The sequence below is a fragment of the Psychrilyobacter piezotolerans genome (genome assembly GCF_003391055.1).
Taxonomy (GTDB): Bacteria; Fusobacteriota; Fusobacteriia; order Fusobacteriales; family Fusobacteriaceae; genus Psychrilyobacter; species Psychrilyobacter piezotolerans.
This window is the reverse complement of sequence record NZ_QUAJ01000015.1, coordinates 68,430-87,503: the sequence shown is the minus strand read 5'-3', so window position 1 is coordinate 87,503 and position 19,074 is coordinate 68,430. Positions and strand designations below refer to the sequence as shown.

General features: G+C 34.4%; 17 protein-coding genes and 1 tRNA gene. 4 read left to right on the top strand and 14 right to left on the bottom strand.

The window, feature by feature from the left end; genetic code table 11:
* Positions 1-56: 56 nt before the first annotated feature.
* The 3 genes from DYH56_RS09575 to DYH56_RS09565 form a co-directional block, all read right to left on the bottom strand.
* Positions 57-776 carry an ABC transporter ATP-binding protein gene (locus DYH56_RS09575; RefSeq protein ID WP_114642638.1) on the bottom strand — a complete coding sequence of 240 codons (720 nt, stop codon included), beginning with the start codon at positions 774-776 and terminating at the stop codon, positions 57-59.
* 13 nt (positions 777-789) lie between these two features.
* Entirely contained in the window at positions 790-2,307 is a 1,518-nt protein-coding gene (locus tag DYH56_RS09570) for an ABC transporter permease (RefSeq protein WP_158539112.1), read from the bottom strand.
* 106 nt (positions 2,308-2,413) lie between these two features.
* A complete protein-coding gene (locus tag DYH56_RS09565; protein WP_114642636.1) occupies positions 2,414-3,484 on the bottom strand; it encodes a Fe(3+) ABC transporter substrate-binding protein in 1,071 nt (356 codons plus the stop codon).
* A gap of 251 nt (positions 3,485-3,735) precedes the next feature.
* Between DYH56_RS09565 and DYH56_RS09560 the strand changes: the two genes are divergently transcribed.
* Both DYH56_RS09560 and DYH56_RS09555 read left to right on the top strand, forming a co-directional pair.
* On the top strand, positions 3,736-4,137 hold the full coding sequence (locus tag DYH56_RS09560) for a DUF2914 domain-containing protein (RefSeq protein WP_114642635.1): 402 nt from the start codon (positions 3,736-3,738) through the stop codon (positions 4,135-4,137).
* Positions 4,138-4,244: 107 nt separating this feature from the next.
* Positions 4,245-6,305, top strand: a complete 2,061-nt coding sequence (locus DYH56_RS09555; RefSeq protein WP_114642634.1) for a transglycosylase domain-containing protein — start codon at positions 4,245-4,247, stop codon at positions 6,303-6,305.
* 138 nt (positions 6,306-6,443) lie between these two features.
* Here DYH56_RS09555 and DYH56_RS09550 read toward each other — a convergent pair whose 3' ends face one another.
* Together DYH56_RS09550 and DYH56_RS09545 are read right to left on the bottom strand one after the other, a co-directional pair.
* The gene (locus DYH56_RS09550; RefSeq protein WP_114642633.1) at positions 6,444-6,785 is read right to left on the bottom strand and encodes a PqqD family protein; all 342 of its coding nucleotides are present in this window, start codon (positions 6,783-6,785) and stop codon (positions 6,444-6,446) included.
* Between the two features lie 38 nt (positions 6,786-6,823).
* Positions 6,824-8,740 carry an OPT family oligopeptide transporter gene (locus tag DYH56_RS09545; RefSeq protein WP_114642632.1) on the bottom strand — a complete coding sequence of 639 codons (1,917 nt, stop codon included), beginning with the start codon at positions 8,738-8,740 and terminating at the stop codon, positions 6,824-6,826.
* 614 nt (positions 8,741-9,354) lie between these two features.
* Between DYH56_RS09545 and DYH56_RS09540 the strand changes: the two genes are divergently transcribed.
* A complete protein-coding gene (locus DYH56_RS09540; RefSeq protein WP_114642631.1) occupies positions 9,355-9,918 on the top strand; it encodes a pentapeptide repeat-containing protein in 564 nt (187 codons plus the stop codon).
* Positions 9,919-9,981: 63 nt separating this feature from the next.
* On the opposite strand, the gene DYH56_RS09535 is transcribed toward DYH56_RS09540, so the two are convergent.
* A complete protein-coding gene (locus DYH56_RS09535; protein ID WP_114642630.1) occupies positions 9,982-11,199 on the bottom strand; it encodes a DUF819 family protein in 1,218 nt (405 codons plus the stop codon).
* A 335-nt stretch (positions 11,200-11,534) separates the two neighbouring features.
* Here DYH56_RS09535 and DYH56_RS09530 point away from each other — a divergent pair.
* Positions 11,535-11,611, top strand: a tRNA-Arg gene (locus DYH56_RS09530).
* A gap of 66 nt (positions 11,612-11,677) precedes the next feature.
* On the opposite strand, the gene rseP is transcribed toward DYH56_RS09530, so the two are convergent.
* From rseP to DYH56_RS09490, 8 genes are all read right to left on the bottom strand, one after another.
* Entirely contained in the window at positions 11,678-12,697 is a 1,020-nt protein-coding gene (gene rseP / locus DYH56_RS09525; protein WP_114642629.1) for an RIP metalloprotease RseP, read from the bottom strand.
* Positions 12,694-13,368 (bottom strand): dTMP kinase, encoded by a 675-nt coding sequence (locus tag DYH56_RS09520; RefSeq protein WP_114642628.1) that lies wholly within the window; start codon positions 13,366-13,368, stop codon positions 12,694-12,696. Before DYH56_RS09520 ends, rseP begins: the two co-directional genes overlap by 4 nt.
* Positions 13,369-13,370: 2 nt before the next feature.
* Positions 13,371-14,042: a GDSL-type esterase/lipase family protein gene (locus tag DYH56_RS09515; RefSeq protein ID WP_114642627.1), complete on the bottom strand. Its 672-nt coding sequence runs from the start codon at positions 14,040-14,042 to the stop codon at positions 13,371-13,373.
* On the bottom strand, positions 14,035-15,078 hold the full coding sequence (locus DYH56_RS09510; protein ID WP_114642626.1) for a metallophosphoesterase: 1,044 nt from the start codon (positions 15,076-15,078) through the stop codon (positions 14,035-14,037). Before DYH56_RS09510 ends, DYH56_RS09515 begins: the two co-directional genes overlap by 8 nt.
* 33 nt (positions 15,079-15,111) lie before the next feature.
* Positions 15,112-16,278: a 1-deoxy-D-xylulose-5-phosphate reductoisomerase gene (locus DYH56_RS09505; protein WP_233500023.1), complete on the bottom strand. Its 1,167-nt coding sequence runs from the start codon at positions 16,276-16,278 to the stop codon at positions 15,112-15,114.
* 211 nt (positions 16,279-16,489) lie between these two features.
* The gene (locus tag DYH56_RS09500) at positions 16,490-17,341 is read right to left on the bottom strand and encodes a phosphatidate cytidylyltransferase (RefSeq protein ID WP_114642625.1); all 852 of its coding nucleotides are present in this window, start codon (positions 17,339-17,341) and stop codon (positions 16,490-16,492) included.
* Complete coding sequence (uppS, locus tag DYH56_RS09495; protein WP_114642624.1) at positions 17,331-18,017, bottom strand: undecaprenyl pyrophosphate synthase; 687 nt, start codon at positions 18,015-18,017, stop codon at positions 17,331-17,333. Before uppS ends, DYH56_RS09500 begins: the two co-directional genes overlap by 11 nt.
* Positions 18,018-18,092: 75 nt before the next feature.
* The gene (locus DYH56_RS09490; RefSeq protein ID WP_114642623.1) at positions 18,093-19,016 is read right to left on the bottom strand and encodes a patatin-like phospholipase family protein; all 924 of its coding nucleotides are present in this window, start codon (positions 19,014-19,016) and stop codon (positions 18,093-18,095) included.
* Positions 19,017-19,074: the final 58 nt, after the last annotated feature.

The following is a 19,074-nucleotide window of genomic DNA, read 5'->3' as shown; positions in this document are numbered from 1 at the left end:
GCCCTAATAGGGCAAACCTCCTCTGTTTTTTTAATAATATTTTTTTCATTATCTAATCATATGCCTAAAATATGCCTCACATATTCATTTTTAGGATTTTCAAATATATCTGCAGGGGTTCCCGTCTGAATGACTTCACCCTTATTCAGTATAACAACCCTGTCTGCTATCTCTAAATCATCCTTATCATGGCTCACAAAAATGGCAGTTTCTCCACTGGTTTTTAATATAGTTTTTAATTCATTTCTTATCTTCCCCTGGAGGTTGGCATCTAGATTTGAAAATGGTTCATCTAAAAGGATAACTCCCGGCTTAGGAGCCAAAGCACGTGCCAGGGCAACTCTCTGCTGCTGTCCTCCGCTCAATTCATGGGGATATCTCTTTATAAATTCTTTCATACTAACCAAATCTAATACTTCGCAAGTTCTCTTAGAAGCTGATTCTTTCTTCATCTTATTCATACCAAACAAGATGTTTTTTTCTACAGATAGGTGGGGGAAAAGAGCATAATCTTGAAATACCATCCCAATCCCTCTTTTTTCCACAGGAATAAATATTTCCTCATCTATAAGAACCCTGTCATTGATAGCCAATTCTCCTTTTTGTGGAACTTCCAGCCCCGCTAAAATACGTAAAAGGGTAGATTTTCCACTTCCACTCTCCCCTATAATTGCAGTTATCTCTCCCTTATTTGCGTTAAAATCTACATTTTTCAAAACATCTTCAGTAGAATTTCTATATCTAAAATATAAACTTTTTGAATCTATATAATTCATGATTATTACCCCCTTATTTCTTTTTTTCTTTCTTTTTTTTTATCGTCTCAAAGAATATAATTATTGATATTCCAATTAAAATAAGAATAATAGATGGTATAGCACTATGCTGTACCATCTCATCATCAGCATATCGTTTCGCATAGGTGGATAATGTTTCAAAATTAAATGGCCTCAAAATTAAGGTAAGGGGTAATTCTTTTATAATCTCTAAAAATGTTAAGATTACCGCTCCTATTATACTTCCCTTTATCATAGGCAAATCCACTGCAAAGAATGTTTTGGTCTTTCCATACCCTAAACTCCTGGATGCTTCATGAAATTTTATCCCTACCTTGTCAAATCCACTTTCCACGCTGTTATATGCCACAGCTAAATATCTTATTACATAAGCAAATACCATTAAAAATAAGGTTCCGTAAAATACTTTCTGTCCCAATATCTTTTTATCTACAAAGATAAAGAATGTCATAACTCCAATGGCTATTACGGCCCCCGGAATAGAATATCCTATTGTAGTTAATTTAGACAGGGTCTTAGAAATTTTTCCTTTTTTTAACCTGGATGTATTTGAGATAATAACCGCCATCATGGTTGCCAATATAGCACCTGCAATTCCTATAGAAAATGTATTTTTTATAATTTTTATTAATTTATAATTTAAAACATCCCCATAGGTCATAAATGACCATGAAATCAATTGTAGAAGTGGAATTATAACCCCAAATAATATGGGAATCATACAGACAACAACAGCTATAACACTATGTTTAGCCGAAAGTGGCTTTTTATTTATGGGTCTGATCTTGGTATTAGTAAAAGAATACTGTCTTCTTCCCCTGGATTTTTTTTCTATTAAGATGATTGTAAAAATCAATGTCATAAGAATAATCGCTAAAGTTATAGCAGAATCTGTATCTCCTAAGGCCAACCAGGTTCTGAATATTCCTGTACTAAAGGTCTGTACACCGAAATAACTAGGCAATCCAAAGGCACTCAACACCTCCATTATAACCAGGGTAACTCCTCCTATGACAGCTGTTCTCGCCAGGGGCAGGACTACCAAGAAAAATGTCTCAGTGTCAGATTTCCCCAATACTTTTGCCGCTTCCAACATCGATAGTGATTGTTTGGCAAAGAATGATCTGGCTATGATAAATACATAGGGATAGAGGAAAAATGTAAATATAAAGATAACTCCGTATATATTCATAATATCCAAATTTAAATTGTATCCAAATAAATTCCTGGCAGTTCTGCTGATTATTCCCGTATAGGAAAAAATCCCGGAATATACATATCCTGCGATGTAGGTAGGTATTGCTAACGGCAGAATCAGCACAATATTAAAAAATTTAGAAAATTTAAATTCATACATGGTCAAGATCCAGGCTGCAGATACACCTATAACCATAGTAAATAAACCGGTAAATAAGGCTATTGTAAAGCTGTTTCTTATATATTCCGGTAAAAGAGTTTTTGCTATATGGGTAAAGGTTTCTATATTTTGTCCAGCTAAACTCGTAAACAAAATTATAATGGGGGCTAACAGGAAGAAAGATAATATTATGCTTATAAAAAGCCAGGAATCTAAATTAATATTTAGATTCCTCTTGAATGATTTTAAATTCATTGGCTTATTTCCAACCTTCTTCGTCAGCCATAATTGTTCCTTTTTTATAGTTTTTTCCTAATTCAGATAATGTTAAGTTATCGATTTTGAAATCTCCCCATGATTGAACTGTAGCGTTAGCTTTTACATTTTTATTTGAAGGATATTCATAGTTTTCATTGGCAAATCTAGTTTGTGATTTTTCATTTAAAAAAAACTTGATGAATGTTTCAGCATTCTCAATATTCTTTGCATGCTTTGTGATTCCCATTCCACTTACATTGATATGAGTTCCCCTGTCATCTTGGTTAGGGAAGAAGATAGCTATTTGTTCTCCAACTTTTCTTTCTTCAGGATCTGTAGAGTGGATCATTTTTCCAAGGTAGTAAGAGTTCATTATAGCAACTTCTCCTATCCCAGCTATTACTGCTTTACTCTGATCTCTGTCGTTTCCTTTTGGAGCTCTCGCCATATTAGCTGTTAAACCTTTAATCCATCCTCTTGTTGCCTCTTCACCATTAGCAGCAATCATAGAAGCTATTAAAGCCTGGTTATATGAGTTAGTTGAACTTCTTACTAATACCTTACCATTCCACTTAGGATCAGCTAAATCTTCATATGTTGAAAATACAGAAGGATCTGTAGCTTCTTTATTGTAAGCAAATATTCTAGCTCTATAAGTGAATGAAGTCCAGTAGTTATCCTTATCTCTTATATTTGCAGGAACTAATTCTAACACCTCTTCATCTTTTATAGGCTGCAATAAACCTAAATCTTTTGCTCTTCCAAGTCTGGCTGCATCTGCAGTAATAAATAAGTCAGCAGGAGTATCTTTTCCTTCTATCTCTAACTTCTTTAATAACTCATCTGCTCCAGAGTGGGCTACATTAACTGTAATACCAGTTTCTTTTTCAAATTCTGCGATCAATGCTTTATCTATATCATAGTTTCTTTGTGTATATATGTTTAATTCTTTTGATATCTTTGGCGCTTTTGTTTCTTCAACAACCTTTGCTTCTTCTTTACCTTTAAAACATCCAGTTAATAAACCGGCAGACAACACTATAAACGGTATAATTTTTTTCATCTTTTTCATTTCTTTCCTCCCAATAATATATTTTATTTGTAAACCATTATTAAAAACTTTGATTAACAAACTTTATGTATTGATTATATAACATAGTCAAAGTATTTACAAGTTTTTTTATTAAAAAAATAAAGAATTAAAAATATAGATGGTTTTAATTTTATATAAGTACTTGTAAAACTTTTAATTTAAAGTTAAAATATCAATAAATTATATTCAATTGAAATTTATATAATAACTATTTCAAAGGGGGACAAATCATGAAAAAATTATTGCTAACTATACTAATTATCCTTGGGACTCTTGCAGCCTATGGAAAACCCAATGGGGAAAACTCTTATTATCTCAGTAGAGCAGTCTTAACCAATGAAGTTGTGGAAAAAGAACCTGTAAAAACAATGGATACTTTCAAGCTGTATTCCCAGGGTTATTTTTATACAGAATTTAAAGATATAGGAAAGGAAAAAACTATCTATCACAATTGGTATCTTCTGGAAGAGGATGGAGAAAAAACCCTCATGGCTTCCGTTCCATTGAAAATTTCAGGACCCAGATGGAGAACCTGGTCCAGAAAAAATTTATTTTTATCTGGAAAATGGTCTGTAGAAGCAGTGGATGAAAATGATAAAGTTCTTTCTAAAAAGGAGTTTAACGTTGAATAACTAGTCAAAAGCATGAGGAAAGGGGTTAGACAGATGTCTGACTCCTTTTTATTATATTTATGATATAATATAGTTGATAAAAATAAAATAAAAGGAATGATTATTCAATGAACTATGTAAAAAAAATTGTTAATTTTTTAAGAAAACAAAGAAAAAATATACTTATTGCCCTCCTGGGAGTAACCTTTTCCCTCCTAGCATTGACCACTATTACATATTTTAGTGTCAAAGGAAAAGTCACCTCCTACACAGCTTCGGAACCAATTACAATCTACGATAAGGATGAAAATATTGTAGACTATCTGTCCAAACAAAAAGGCGAAAATGCAGACATGAAAGATATTCCTGTCTATCTTCAAAAAGCTTTTATCTCTGTGGAGGACAGAAGATTTTATTCCCACCATGGGGTAGACCTATGGCGGCTGGGAAAAGCTGTTCTGGTAAACTTATCCAGAGGCAGGATAGCTCAAGGCGGGAGTACCATCTCACAACAGCTGGCTAAAAATGCCTTTTTATCCAACGAGCGTACATTCACCCGTAAATTCAAAGAACTTATTATAACATTAGAGATCGAAAGAATTTATTCTAAAGATGAGATCTTAGAAAAATATCTCAATGAGATCTATTTTGGTTCTGGATCATACGGGGTCAGGGAAGCTGCTAAAGATATATTTAATAAAGATATCTCAAAGGTAAATCTGGCTGAGAGTGCTATGCTGGCCGGGATTCCCAATAGACCTAATATGTATAACCCCAGGAAAAATTTAGAAGCTGCCATGAAAAGAACCCATCTGATTTTAAAACTTATGTTGAATCAAAATTATATCTCCCAAGATGAATATGATGCAGCTGTAAAACATAAATTTGTTATGGAGGCCGATTATAAAAAAACTTTTTTTCCTGACAGAAATACAACAGTCATCGTAAAAGACGGCAGAAGGAAAAGAGAATCTACCAAAGCACCTGATTTTATGGATATAGTGGAAGAAAAACTCATCGGTCTGGTGGAGCCCTCTATTTTTTCCCGGGGTGGATTCAAAGTATACACTACCTTGGATAATGAGATGCAAAAAATTGCAAAGAACACCTTTGAAAATTACTCAAAATTTAAAGGAAATAAAAAACTGCAGGGTGCCATGGTTACCTTAGATGCTAAGACAGGGGAGGTCAGGAGCCTTGTAGGAGGAAAGGGATACAGGTCCGGCAACTTTAATCGTGGTGTCGATGCCAAAAGGCAGATCGGGTCTACCTTTAAGCCCTTTATATATTATACAGCCCTGGAAAAAGGATATACTATGAATCAAATTATAGATGGTTCCAACACCAAATATGGTAATTGGTCTCCTAAAAACTATGGTAATGCCAAATATAAAAACATTACCCTGATACAATCCTTGGAAAAGTCAGTCAATACAGTGGCTGTAAAGCTGTTAAACGACGTAGGGATAGATAATGTTATAGATAATTTTACTCGGACAGGGGTAGATGTGGAATTTACCAAAGACCTTACAATAGCTCTGGGATCTACCAGTGCCAGCCCGCTGGAGTTAGCTGCTTCATACCTTCCCTTTGCCAATGGAGGTACTGCACACAGGAGCTCTTTTATTACCCGAATCGAGGATACCCATGGAAATATCATCTATGAAAACGAGGATTTAGAAGGCAGAAATATCTATGGTTCCATAGATGCCTCCCTCATGACCTCTATGCTTGAAAAAGTAGTGGAATACGGTTCTGGAAGGGGAGCAAAATTACACTCTAAACTTGGATTTAATGTAGACCAGGGTGGAAAAACAGGAACTTCCAATGATTTTAGATCTGCCTGGTATGCTGGGTTCACCTCTGACTATGTCACTGTGGTATATATGGGTTATGATGATAACACCTCCATGCCAAACCGTTCATCTGGTGGACGTATGGCAGTTCCTTTATGGAAAAACTACTATCAGACAATGATCGATAGGGGTATATATACCCCTACCTCATTTGATTTTATAGATAAGAATATCAGGAGCGGAGAATTAGTTCGTAGAAATATCGACATCCGTAGTGGAGAGGTAAAGAGAGCTTCCAGGGAATTCAGAAGGGAAGTCTTATTTAAAAAGGGGCAGGTTCCCGACACAATCACTGAAAAAATATTTAAGGGAATCAAAGGGTGGTTCAATTAAAATATAGACAAAAGAGGGCAACCCATAAGTAAATTTCACTCTGAAATAACTACTAAATAATGTGTTTCTCTCGTTGATTAATTATTAGATTTAGTAATCAAAAGAGGTTTGACCCAAATGGGTCAAACCTCTTTTTTTTTAATCAACTTCTTTAAAAGCGATTATTTTTCTGTTTTTTAATATTCTGATAAATATAAATACTCTCTCCTGCATAGATTCATAGGTATCTTCCTCTGTTTCCAAAAGAATATTAATGATGTCATATATTGTATTTTTTCCGTCGATATTCTCCCAGACTAAACTCCCTAATCCATCCAATTCCAGAGTACTAGTATTAGATTTTTTAGTCATCCACCTCAAAGTTCTTTGAAGAAAACTGGTATGGGTAAAGACAAGGTGGATATTTCCATCCTGCCTTTTACAATCCAAATGAAGTTTTACAGGGATAATATCTAGAAAATTTTCTTCATTTTTTTTCATTTTTGCTCCTTATTCTAAATGTAGCCTATTAATTTTTATTATTCAGGTAATTGTTCATCCGAAGCTTTTCCAGAAACTACTTGAGAGTAGATCCAAACAGCTAACGCCATGAAGATTACAAATCCTACAGTAGAATTTGTAGTGATAGCTCCAAATTTTCTTCCGAATGCTGATAAATCTTTTCCTAAAGTGATGAATACTGCTAATAAGATACCGATTAAAGCGTCTCCAGCAACTAATCCAGAAGATAATAAGATACCTTTCTCTATTCTGCCTTTTTGCTCAGTTACATTTTTCTTAAATTTCATCTCAACAACTTCTCTTACCAATGCTCCGGTTAAGATAGCAGCTGATAATTGAATTGGTAAGTATAATCCTAAAGCGATAGGTAAGATAGATAATCCTAAGAAGTTAATAACTATACCGATAACCACACCGATGATAACCAATGTCCAAGGGATCTCTCCTGTCATAACACCTTCAGATAACATTCTCATTAATCCAGCTTGAGGAGCAGGAACATCTACAGATCCTAATCCGAAAGCTTTATGCAGCATAAGTACTACTCCACCTGCTGCAAATGCTGCTACTACTAATCCGGCAAACATTGACCACTCGATTTTCTTTGGTGTTCCACCAACTAAGTATGTATGCTTTAAACTTTGTGCTACTCCACCAGATGTTGCGATCGATACACAAACTACACCGGCAGCTATGATAGCCATAATTTTTCCTAATTCAGGATCTACACCAGATAGTTTGATAACCGATGCAATTACTAATAACGATGCAATAGTCATTCCAGATACAGGGTTATTAGATGCACCCATGATTCCTGTCATTCTTGCAGATACTACACCGAAGAAGAATGAGAAGAATATTACTAAGAATGATACGATAAATCCTACTTTAGGTATTCCTGCTGATAATGGTAATAACCATACTATTAAAAATACTGCGATAGCTCCTGCTCCAACAAATGTTAGCGGAGTATCGATGTGTTGTCTTTCTATTTTATGAGCAGTTTTTTCTGCTTTTAAACCTTTCATAGCTTCTTTGAAAGAACTGATAATAGCTGGTGCTGATTTAGCTAATGAGATAAATCCTCCTGCTGCTACTGCTCCGGCACCTATATATCTGATATAGTTAGACCAGATAGCGATAGCTGACATCTCTGATATTAATTGAGTTGACGGGAATATAGGAGTTGTAGCTCCTGCACCTATAAACTTAATTAATGGTATGAAACCAAACCATGCTAATAATGCTCCAGAGAACATTAAGATAGCTACTCCAGTTCCTACGATAAATCCTACTCCTAATAATGATGCTACTGCATTAAATCCAAAAGCTGTTCCTAACTTTGTTACAGCCCAAACTGGTCCTTCTGACCAAAGTCCTAATCCACCAGATAGAAATTTGAAAGCTCCACCCATTCCCAGACCTTTCAATACAGTTTTAAATCCTTCTCCACCTTTGTTGGCATTTACCAGGATTTCATAAGCTGCTATTGATTCAGGGAACATTAATACTCCATGTTCCTCAACTATTAGATATTCTCTAAATGGAATCACGAATAAAGTTCCGATTAATCCACCTAATATAGTTATGATAGCTATAGAAACCATGCTTAAATCATGTCCCCATATGATGATAGCCGGTAGTGTAAAGATGATTCCACCTGCTATAGATTCTCCTACTGCAGCTACTGAAGCCACTAAGTTAGCTTCTAATATAGAATCCTTTTTAAATACTGCCTTTAATAATCCTGTTCCTAAAATTGCTGCTGGAATTGCTGCTGCAATTGTTAATCCTGTTTTTAATCCTAAATATACATTTGATGCTGCAAATATTACTGCAAATAAGATTCCTAATCCTATAGAAACTGCTGTAGTTTCAGACATCGCTGTATCCATAGATACAAAAGGTTTAAATTGATGTTTTTTCTCGTTCATAACTTTCCTCCTTAAATTTCAATAAAGTTTATTTTCACTATATTGTACAATAATGATAACCTTCTTTCGTTTTTAAGTCAAGAACCTAAATTTTGACACGAAAGTTCATTTATTTGATACACACAACACTTTTTGTTTGTCTTTAAAATACACAGCTTTTTCAAAAAACTTAAATTTTATTTAAAATACTTTTGTTCCGCTTAAGAAAAAATCACTTTAATTACTTTTTTCACAGAAAAATGAAATCAATTTCCTCCTGAGACGGACCATTCCCTGTCGAGCAGACTGTTTAATTTTAATTCTTCATCCCTCTATGGAATTTTTTTCCATCCTTTTATCCTTAGTTTTCATAAATTTTTTTAAATTTTTTGTAACATTTAATTTAATTAGAGTATCTGTTAGTTCTGCATAAAAACAATCCTTTAAATAGATAGGTAAATTATCTTAGTTTTTTTGTTCATTTAAAGGAATAAGGCAATACCTGCTATTAAAAATATCTTTAAAACAAGTAAATAGATAAAATTTAAAAGAAATGATATAATTTCTACACAATAAATACATTAAAAAATAACTATATATAGACGATTTAAATTTTTGATTAAAGGAAGTGATATATGTATTACGAAGATATGGTTTTTACCAAAGAAGATATAGAGGTGTTAGTTTTTGAAAATAGTGAATTTTTTAGCTGTACTTTTAGAGGGATAACTTTTGATAAGATAAGTTTTAATGGAACTACATTGGAAAACTGTACCTTTAAATCCTGCCAGTTAACCTCCTCCACCTTCTGTGATGCTAAATTTATAGATCTAAATTTTGAAAATTCTGAACTGATCAGTATCAACCTAAGCCACATCAATCAATTTATAATAGAAGTCGCTTTTCATAACTCCTACTTAAAATACTGTGATCTCAGCAAGTTAGACCTGCAAAAGACCGATCTTTCAAACTCCACTTTTAAGGAATGTCTGTTTTTTGAGACCAACCTAAGTCAGGCTTCTTTCAACAACTCTGATTTAGAGGGGACATCCTTTGATAAATGTAATTTAGAGAAGGCTGACTTTAAGGGTGCTGTTAACTACAGGATCAACCCCCTGACAAACCGTATTAAAGGAGGTAAGTTTTCCCTCCCTGATCTGGTTGGACTAGTCAGAGATTTTGATATTAAGATCGTATAGCAGCGTGACGTTTAGAATAAAAATAGGAGAGTCCATTGGACTCTCCTGTTTTATTCTATAAATTTATAATGTCATCAAAATTTTAGCTAGCATAAGGGCTGTTACCGTTCCTATTGCTGAACCGAATATACCCATCATAAGTCCTGCCGGAATTAATGCTTCATCATATGTTCCTGCCAAGATAGGAGCTGATACAGATCCACCTACGTTAGCTTGAGAAGCTATACCACAGATATAAAGGTCTAACTTGAATATTTTTGCTAAAACTAATAATACTATTAAATGGAATAATAATACTAATACTCCTGCTACTATATAGATAGCTGCTTGACCCATATCAATTGTAGAGAAGTCTGTTGCCGTTGCGATTAATCCAACTACTACGTATAAAAGTACACTACCTACATGGTCTGTTCCCTTGATTTTCTTCAACGGAGTCATACTTCCTAAGATACCAAACATTGTAGCTAAGATTACTACCCATCCTGAACCACTAAAGAATGATCTAAGACCGAATAAGATGTTCTCACCAGTTAATCCACCTGGGTTAACTACTTGTTTACCAAGAACTAATACGATTCCTGCTACTCCAAGACCTAATCCTAACGTTAACATAAAGTCCATAAATTCATAGTCTCTCTTGTCTTCATTTTTAGCTGCTGTAGCATGGATCTGAGTTATGATTTTATCTACTTCATCACTGTTTGCACCAGAGAATTTATTGAACTTTTCTCTCATTGGAGCTAAACTGATAAGTAATACAAGCCAGAATGATGCACAGATGTTATCCATTAAGAATGCATATGTCAGTGCTTGCGAACCATCTTTTACTCCTAATCCTGCTTGAGCAGCGGCCATGTTTGTTGACCCTCCAACCCATGAAGAAGATAGAATTGAGAATGTCTGCCATGCATCTGCATCAAATCTTGATTTTAACGCAATAAACACAATTACAAATCCAATTAAGATACTAGCTGTTACTGCTAAAAATGAACCCATTAACTTTGGTCCTAATTTAAATACATCTCTAATATCATTTTTTAATAGTAATAAAAATAACATCATTGGTAGTAAAAAATACTTTAATTGACCGATAAAGCTCGATAATTGCGGTGTTAACTCCCAAACGTGCATTGTCGCACCTATCATTCCACCAAAATAAATAAATGTTAATCCCGGTATAACCTTGAATAACTTTAACTTTAATTTTTTCTCACAATACAATACTGCCGTTATGAATAATATCAATAACGAAAAATAACTAAATACGTTTGTTATCATTTGTGTATCCTCCTGTTTTTTTAGCTTTTTCAATATTTCTTCACTTTTATGAAAAACTGTACATAAAACGAAGATTACGTTTTGTTTCCAATATATCTTAGCACAACTTTATAAGAATTCAAAGTTTTTTATGCACTTTTTCAAAAAAAAAGGCAAAAGTAGTGTTTTTTTAGCACTATATATAAAAAATGTTGCCATCCGCAACTACAAATTCTTAGAAAATAATTAAAACTTTTGTTCATAATATTATACTTTTTATTTTTTTCCGATAATAAAAAAAAAAAAATAAAAACTATATTTCTTTTTTGGAAAAAATATTATATAATCTAGGAGATGACTCTGTAGCTCAGATGGATAGAGCGGCTCCCTCCTAAGGAGTAGGCCATGCGTTCGAATCGCGTCAGGGTCACCATTCTTAATAAAATCAAAAGAAGATGAAATTCTTAATTTCACCTTCTTTTTTTAATTTATTCTATTTTTATCTATTAAATATATTCAATATGTCATTAAAAGTTATCAGAATTATAAGCCCAAACAATATGATCATCCCCACCATATGAAATTTCTCCTCAAACCCCTTATTGACCTTTATCCCTATCACTTCTAAAAGGACAAATATTATCCTTCCGCCATCTAGAGCAGGAAACGGCAACAGATTAAAGAACCCTATATTTATTGAAAGCAGTGCTGTCAGCCAAAACAAGATTCCCATTCCCCCTTGACTGGCATCTCCTACAATTTTAACTATTCCCACTGGCCCAGATATCTCTTTAGCACTTACCTGTCCTGTCACAAGCTGTTTAAATCCTGTTAAGATCATTGTAAACAAATTTTTATAGGCAGTTACCGATTCGGATACAGCATCTATAAATCCATATTTTTCAATACTATATTCTGGCAGTATACCGATATAATAATCATCCCTTTGTTCATCAAAGGTAAGTTCAACCTCTTTTTTTATGATTTTCCCATCTCTTTTTATAAGAAATTCCATCCTGGTACTGTCTATACCATCATTTACACGACTTATATCTTCCCACCTGTCTATCTTATTTCCATCTATCTCCAGGATCTCATCCCCTATCTTTAAATTTCCAAAAGATTTAGAAGTTTCTACCATATTTCCAATTACAGGTTTTTCATTTTGAACTGCTTTGCCATTGTAAAGTAGACTTCCAAAGACTATAAGGTAAGCCAATATAAAGTTCATCATTACACCTGCAATTAAAACTATAAATCTTTGAAATGGACTTTTAGTATTGAAACCGTCTTTTACTACAGAATCCACTTCCATCCCCTTGATATTTACAAATCCACCTACGGGAATAGCTCTCAGACAATATCTCGTATGTAATCCCTCATGACAGAACAAAACAGGTCCCATCCCCAGGGAAAACTCCTCCACCGGCATCTTAAAATATTTAGCTGTCAAAAAATGCCCCAATTCATGAACCATTATTATGATTCCAAGTATAAGTATCGTTATTATTATATTCATCTAGACAACTCCTCACAAACTCTCAAAACTTCATTGCCAATCTCATCTATTGTTTTTAATTCTCCATCTTTTACACACATTATTTCCTTCCACGAATATTTATTTGCTATATAACAGGCATTGTCATGGGATTTCTGCATATATTCACGGTCATTTTCATGGATATCTTTCTTATCTTCTCCTGTGATCTTATTTTTCCTCTTTTCCATCAATTTATATGCCATCTGGGTAGGCATATTTAAAAATACCACCATATCCGGTTTGGGGATTCCCATTTTTTCATATTCCAGATCGGTCAGCCACTCTAAATACCCGTCTTTTTCCCCCTTATCGTCCATCTTCGATGCCTGATGAACCATATTAGAGGTTGTATATCTATCTGAGATTATTATTCCCCCATCCTTGTAAAATTCCTCCCAAATAGTCTTAAAAGATGCATATCTGTCCACTGCAAACATAGTCGATACAGCATAGGTATTCACCTCTCCTACATTTTTTCCAAACTGACCATTTAAGTACATCTTCACAGGTGCTGATGACGGGCTTTCATAATTCGGAAAGGTAACTTTCATAACCTTTTTCCCCATTTTTTTATATTTTTCATATAATAATTCTGCCTGGGTCTGCTTCCCGCTAGAATCAGTTCCTTCTATTACTATTAATTTTCCCATTTTTACTCTCCTATAATCAATCTATTTTTTTTTAGAATAGGTCTCAATTCTTCCAGATAAATCTCCCCCATTTTTTTATATCCTGTTTCATCGGGGTGGATACTATCATACATATGTTTACCCCAGATCCCTTTCCATATATCTTCTATAAGATATACACCTTCTTTTTCCTCTAACTCTTTAAAAAAATTATCAAATTCTCTTTTAGAACCATTTTTTAAGATGTTAAAAATTAACTGGTCACTATAAAATTTTACTACATAAACTCTTATATTTCTTTTTAGAAGTTCATCTACAATATAGTTTAAGTTAGTTTTTGTTTCAGATAGTTCTACCCCTTGAATCAGGTCATTTGCTCCTAATTCCACTATGACTACGCCTGGATTATAATCCAAGACATCGATTTTAAATCTTTGTAATGCCGAAACTGTGGTATCCCCGTTTATACCTTTATTAATAACCTTTAACCTGAGTTTAGACTGTAAATAATCAGGGTAACTCCTGCCAATAGGAGCACCATACCCGGCTGTTAAACTATCTCCATAACAGATCAAAATACTTTCTTTAGTCAAATTTTTATCTCCTAAATTTTTATCTCCTAAATCATTATTAATAAAATTATAACCCATATGGATTAAAACCACCACTGCTAAAGTTATTATAACCTTATTCATGAGCCTTCCCCCTAATGGTTATCCTCACTATTTCCGACTTACTCCAGGTTCTATAGGTAAAAAATCCTGTTCCTGCCCCGGAAGACACTATAACTGCCGTATTTTTTATTTTTTTATACCCGTAGATAACCTTATATTTAAGCATATATCCTAAATTTACAGGAAAAAACTGCCCTCCATGGGTATGTCCTGAAATTTGCAGCACTGCACCCTCACTGAGTGCTTCCTCAAATTTCGGCCGATGATCCACTACAATTTTTGGATAAACACTTTTATAAATATCTTTTAATTTTTTTCTGGAGTCATTTGTCTTATCATCTCTAAAGATAAATTCTAGTTTTTTTATTATAATCGATTCATCCCTCAAAATTTTAATTCCGCACCTATCTAAATACTCCATGTTTTTATTCAAATCACCTGTATATTCATGATTTCCCAGAACCCCATAGACTCCATATTCAGACCTCATTTTTTTTAATGTCTGATCAAACCCTTTATCTTCCAGGTATTCCATATGGGATTCTATTGTATCTCCCCCGACCAATATACAATCGGCAGATAATCCATTTACTTTTTCAACTATTTCTTTCACATAATTTATAGATCTTAATTCGCTCAGGTGGATATCCGATAAAAATACCAGATTTAATTCGGTGTCGTAGTCAGATATCTCCACCGTATATTCCTTTATTTTTATTTGAATGTAATTTTGATATCCTCTCCACATTGATAAAATATAAAATACAAGGCTGAGCCAAATAAATGCAGGTGTTTTAATTATCGTCCCCCATCCTAAAATCCCTAAACCAATGGCTGAAAGAGTCATAAAACAAAGGGTTTTATATAAAAATAAATAATTAGATACAAAGATCTTTAGTTTTTTCCTTAAATTTTCACTTTTTATCTCGGTCATCCTTATCAAAAATGGAAAAGAACCTAGAAAAAATAACCCTCCAGCCAGGCAGCTGCCCGACAATAAATATAGTAAATACACAACAAAGGGCATAGGCAGATAATATACAATTAATTTCAACATATTCCTCTCCTATTTTAATCTATATAGTTTTTTTTATTTAACATAAGTTTTGATTATTCTTGCGGCTTCTTTCCTTGCCCAGCTGTCAGCTTTTATAACTGCTTCCAGGGTGTTTACCGGGTGCAGTTCATGGTTGTCCATGGTATTTTTTATAACTTTGTAGATCTCTAAAAATTTAATATTCCCATTTATAAATTGATCTACAGCTATCTCGTTGGCCGCATTGTAGACTGCCGGCATAGACTGTCCTGTTCTTCCTGCAAGATATGCATACTCTACCCCTTTAAATACCTCGTTATCCACCTCATCAAAGGTAAGGCTGGAAAGTGTTTTAAAATCTAAACTTTCCAGGACCTTATTGGATACTCTGTCTGGATAGGTAAAGGCATATTGGATGGGCACCTTCATATCCGGTACTCCCAGCTGAGCTATTACAGACATATCGTTAAATTCCACCATTGAATGAATTATACTCTGGGGATGCACCAGTACCTCTATATCATCGTAGGGGACATTAAAAAGCTGGTGTGCCTCTATAACTTCCAACCCTTTGTTGCAAAGGGTTGATGAATCTATGGTTATTTTTTTTCCCATGGACCAATTTGGATGTTTCAGAGCATCTTCTACCCTTACATCCTTCAGCTCTTCCAAAGTTTTCCCCCTGAAAGTCCCCCCGCTTGCTGTGATTATTATCTTATTTACCTCATCTTTTTTACCGCCTAAAAGAGACTGGTAGATAGCTGAATGTTCGCTGTCTACAGGGATTATCTCCGCCTTATATTTCTTTAACATATTATTTATCAGATCTCCTGCTGCTACCATGGTTTCTTTGTTGGCAAGAGCTATCCTCTTTTCCTTTTTTATAGCTTCTATGGTTGCCTCTATTCCCACTGCACCACTTACTGCTGTGAGGACTATATCTGCTTCATCTAAAGTTCCTAATTTTTTAAGCCCTTCATTTCCCAGGTATACTTCAAGATCAGGATATTTCTTTACTATTTCCTCATATCCATTTTGTGTCCCGATAGATACATAGGATGGTTTAAACTCCTCTATCTGTTCTATCAATAATTTATGGTTATAGTGGGCACTCATGGCTGCCACATTAAATTCCGAACTTTTATTCCTGATTACTTCCAGTGCATTGGTTCCGATACTTCCAGTACTTCCTAATATTGTTATATTCTTAATCTTAATCAACCCCTTATTTTCCATATCTCTAACTCTTCTTTTTTTTAAAAAGAGTTTTTCTTTCTATTATACAAAAAAAAAGGAGCTTTCACTCTCTTTTTTTTATTGTATAGGAAATTATAATTTTTTTTAATAAATAAAAGATTATAAAAACTTAGATTGTGCCTATGTGGATGCAACGTCACGTTGCTTTTTTATTAGATCCAACATCATCTTATTTTTATAAGAAAAAATTAATATAATAATACATAAGCGGAAATACCCAGATTAAACTATCGTATCTGTCCAATATCCCCCCATGTCCGCCTAATATTTTTCCCGAATCTTTTACACCAAATTCTCTTTTAAATACCGACTCTGCCAAATCACCTATCTGACCGGTCACAGCCACCAGTATAGGGACTATTATCAGATGAATTCCCGATATATTCAGCTCTTTAAATAGAAATCCTTTTATAAGAAGCATAGTTATCACGGTAAATATTATCGATCCCAAAGAACCTTCTATGGATTTTTTAGGACTAATCTCACAGAGTCCACGGGAAAAGAACTTTCTCCCAAATTTTACCCCTACAAGATATGCAAATGTATCCGATATCCATACCAATATCTGGATGGTCATGAGCCATTTACTTCCATTCAACATATATTTTATGGGAACTATATGGGAAAACAGAAATCCTACGTAGAGTACTCCCAGCATTGTATACCCTATATAGCTGCTGCTGCCTTCCACTTTATTTTGATATATTCTGATAAACATAAGGATAAATATCCCCAAAATCAGAACCATCGTCCCCCTGGACATGTCTATATTATTCCCTATAAATTCCCCTAAAAAATCCTTACTCGATGATATACTGGAGTATAAAGCTAATGGTATTGCTCCTCCAAGTATTATCCCTGCAGTCTTATTTACAATAATTCCCTTAGATTCCATCATCTGATAGATCTCATATATTCCTATTCCTATTAAAAGCACTGTAAATGCCATAAAACTTTTATCTCCATAAAGGTATACGTATACCGTCAGAGGAACTAATATTAAAGCCACCAATATTCTATTTAACATCTTTTACTCCTCCAAATCTTCTGTCTCTGCTCTTAAAGTTTTCTATTGCTCTGTCAAATTCTTTCTCGTCAAAATCCGGCCACAACACGTCTGTTACATATATTTCCGAATAAGCTATCTGCCAAAGTAAAAAATTAGATATCCTGAATTCTCCGCTGGTTCTTATAACTAATTCAGGATCTGGTATATCGGAATAAAGATAGTCTTTAAAATTCTCTTCACTGATGTTTTTTTCTCCCGATTCAATTATCTTTTTTACTGCATCTATTATTTCCGATCTTCCCCCATAGTTAAAACATATATTAAAGGTAAGACCGTCATTATCAGCAGTCAATTCTTCTACCTCGGATATAGCTTTTAAAAGTTTAGGAGATACCCCTTCTTTTCTCCCTGTAACTATCAGCCTGATATTATCTCTTAACATATTTTTAGCTTCAGCCTTTAGATATTTTTGAAAGATATCCATAAGAGCATCTACTTCTTTTTGAGGTCTTTTCCAATTTTCTGTGGAAAAAGCATATACAGACAAATATTTAACCCCTACATTTCCTGCATGTTCTATTATTGCTTTTATCCTTTTAGCACCCTCGCGATGCCCGACAAATCTAGGCAGATGCCTGTTCTGAGCCCATCTTCCATTTCCATCCATTATAATTGCTATATGTTTTGGTATCATCTATCTCCCCTTAACTTTAATACATTCTATTCTTTATATTCTATCATATTATTTTCTATTTTTCCATGAGGAACTCTAAGAGGATCTATTCCTGTCTATAAGTTCTAAAACAGCATTTAAGTCTATCATATTATTTTGAACACACTTTCTTCCCTCGTCCATGGCTTCCCTTGCCCGATAAAACTCCAGCAGCTTGATATGGGACAACTTAGGAGAAAGGAGGATATCCGGCGGGTCTTCTCCCATACGGCTCTTCGTTATCCTGTCCTGGGTAATATTGACGGAACTGGCGATAGCATCAAATAAATTCGGAGGAGTCCCATTATTTTTCTCACTATTTTCATCTATGTCAAATATGGAAGGTGTATACTCTCTGACCAAACTATTGATCTTACTCATCACTCCCAATTTTTTTTTAGGGGGAATGGCTTTTCTAAAATGTTTCCCAACAATGTCTCCATTCAAGTCCACAGCTATAACTATATCAGCTCCCAGTGCACGACAGGTAGATACCGGTACAGGATTCACCAATCCTCCATCCACAAGCCACCTGTCATTGTTTTTTATGGCTGGAAACAATCCCGGCAGTGAAACTGATGACCAGACTGCCTCTAAAACCGACCCCTTAGTTAACCATATCTCTTTCCCGGTCTCCAAATCTGTTGCTACAGATGCATATTGTTTACTAAAATCTTCTATCCTGGCACTGTCAGCCGCCACATATTTATTTAAAAAATGATGCAGTCTATGGGTATCGATAAATCCATTGAGAGACATATTTATCTCAAAAAATCTTGCTATCTCAAATTTTGTCAACGAACATGCCCACTCTTCTAAATTATCAAGATTACCTGATATATACGATGCCCCAACTAACGCACCTATGGAAGTACCGCACACTATATCCGGCACAATCCCCAGATCAGCCAGAGCTTTTATTATACCTATATGTGCCCACCCGCGAGATGAGCCGCTTCCAAGAGCTAAACCTATCTTCATTTTTTCTCACCACCTCATTCTTTATACTATATATATACTTCATATATATACTTCACTC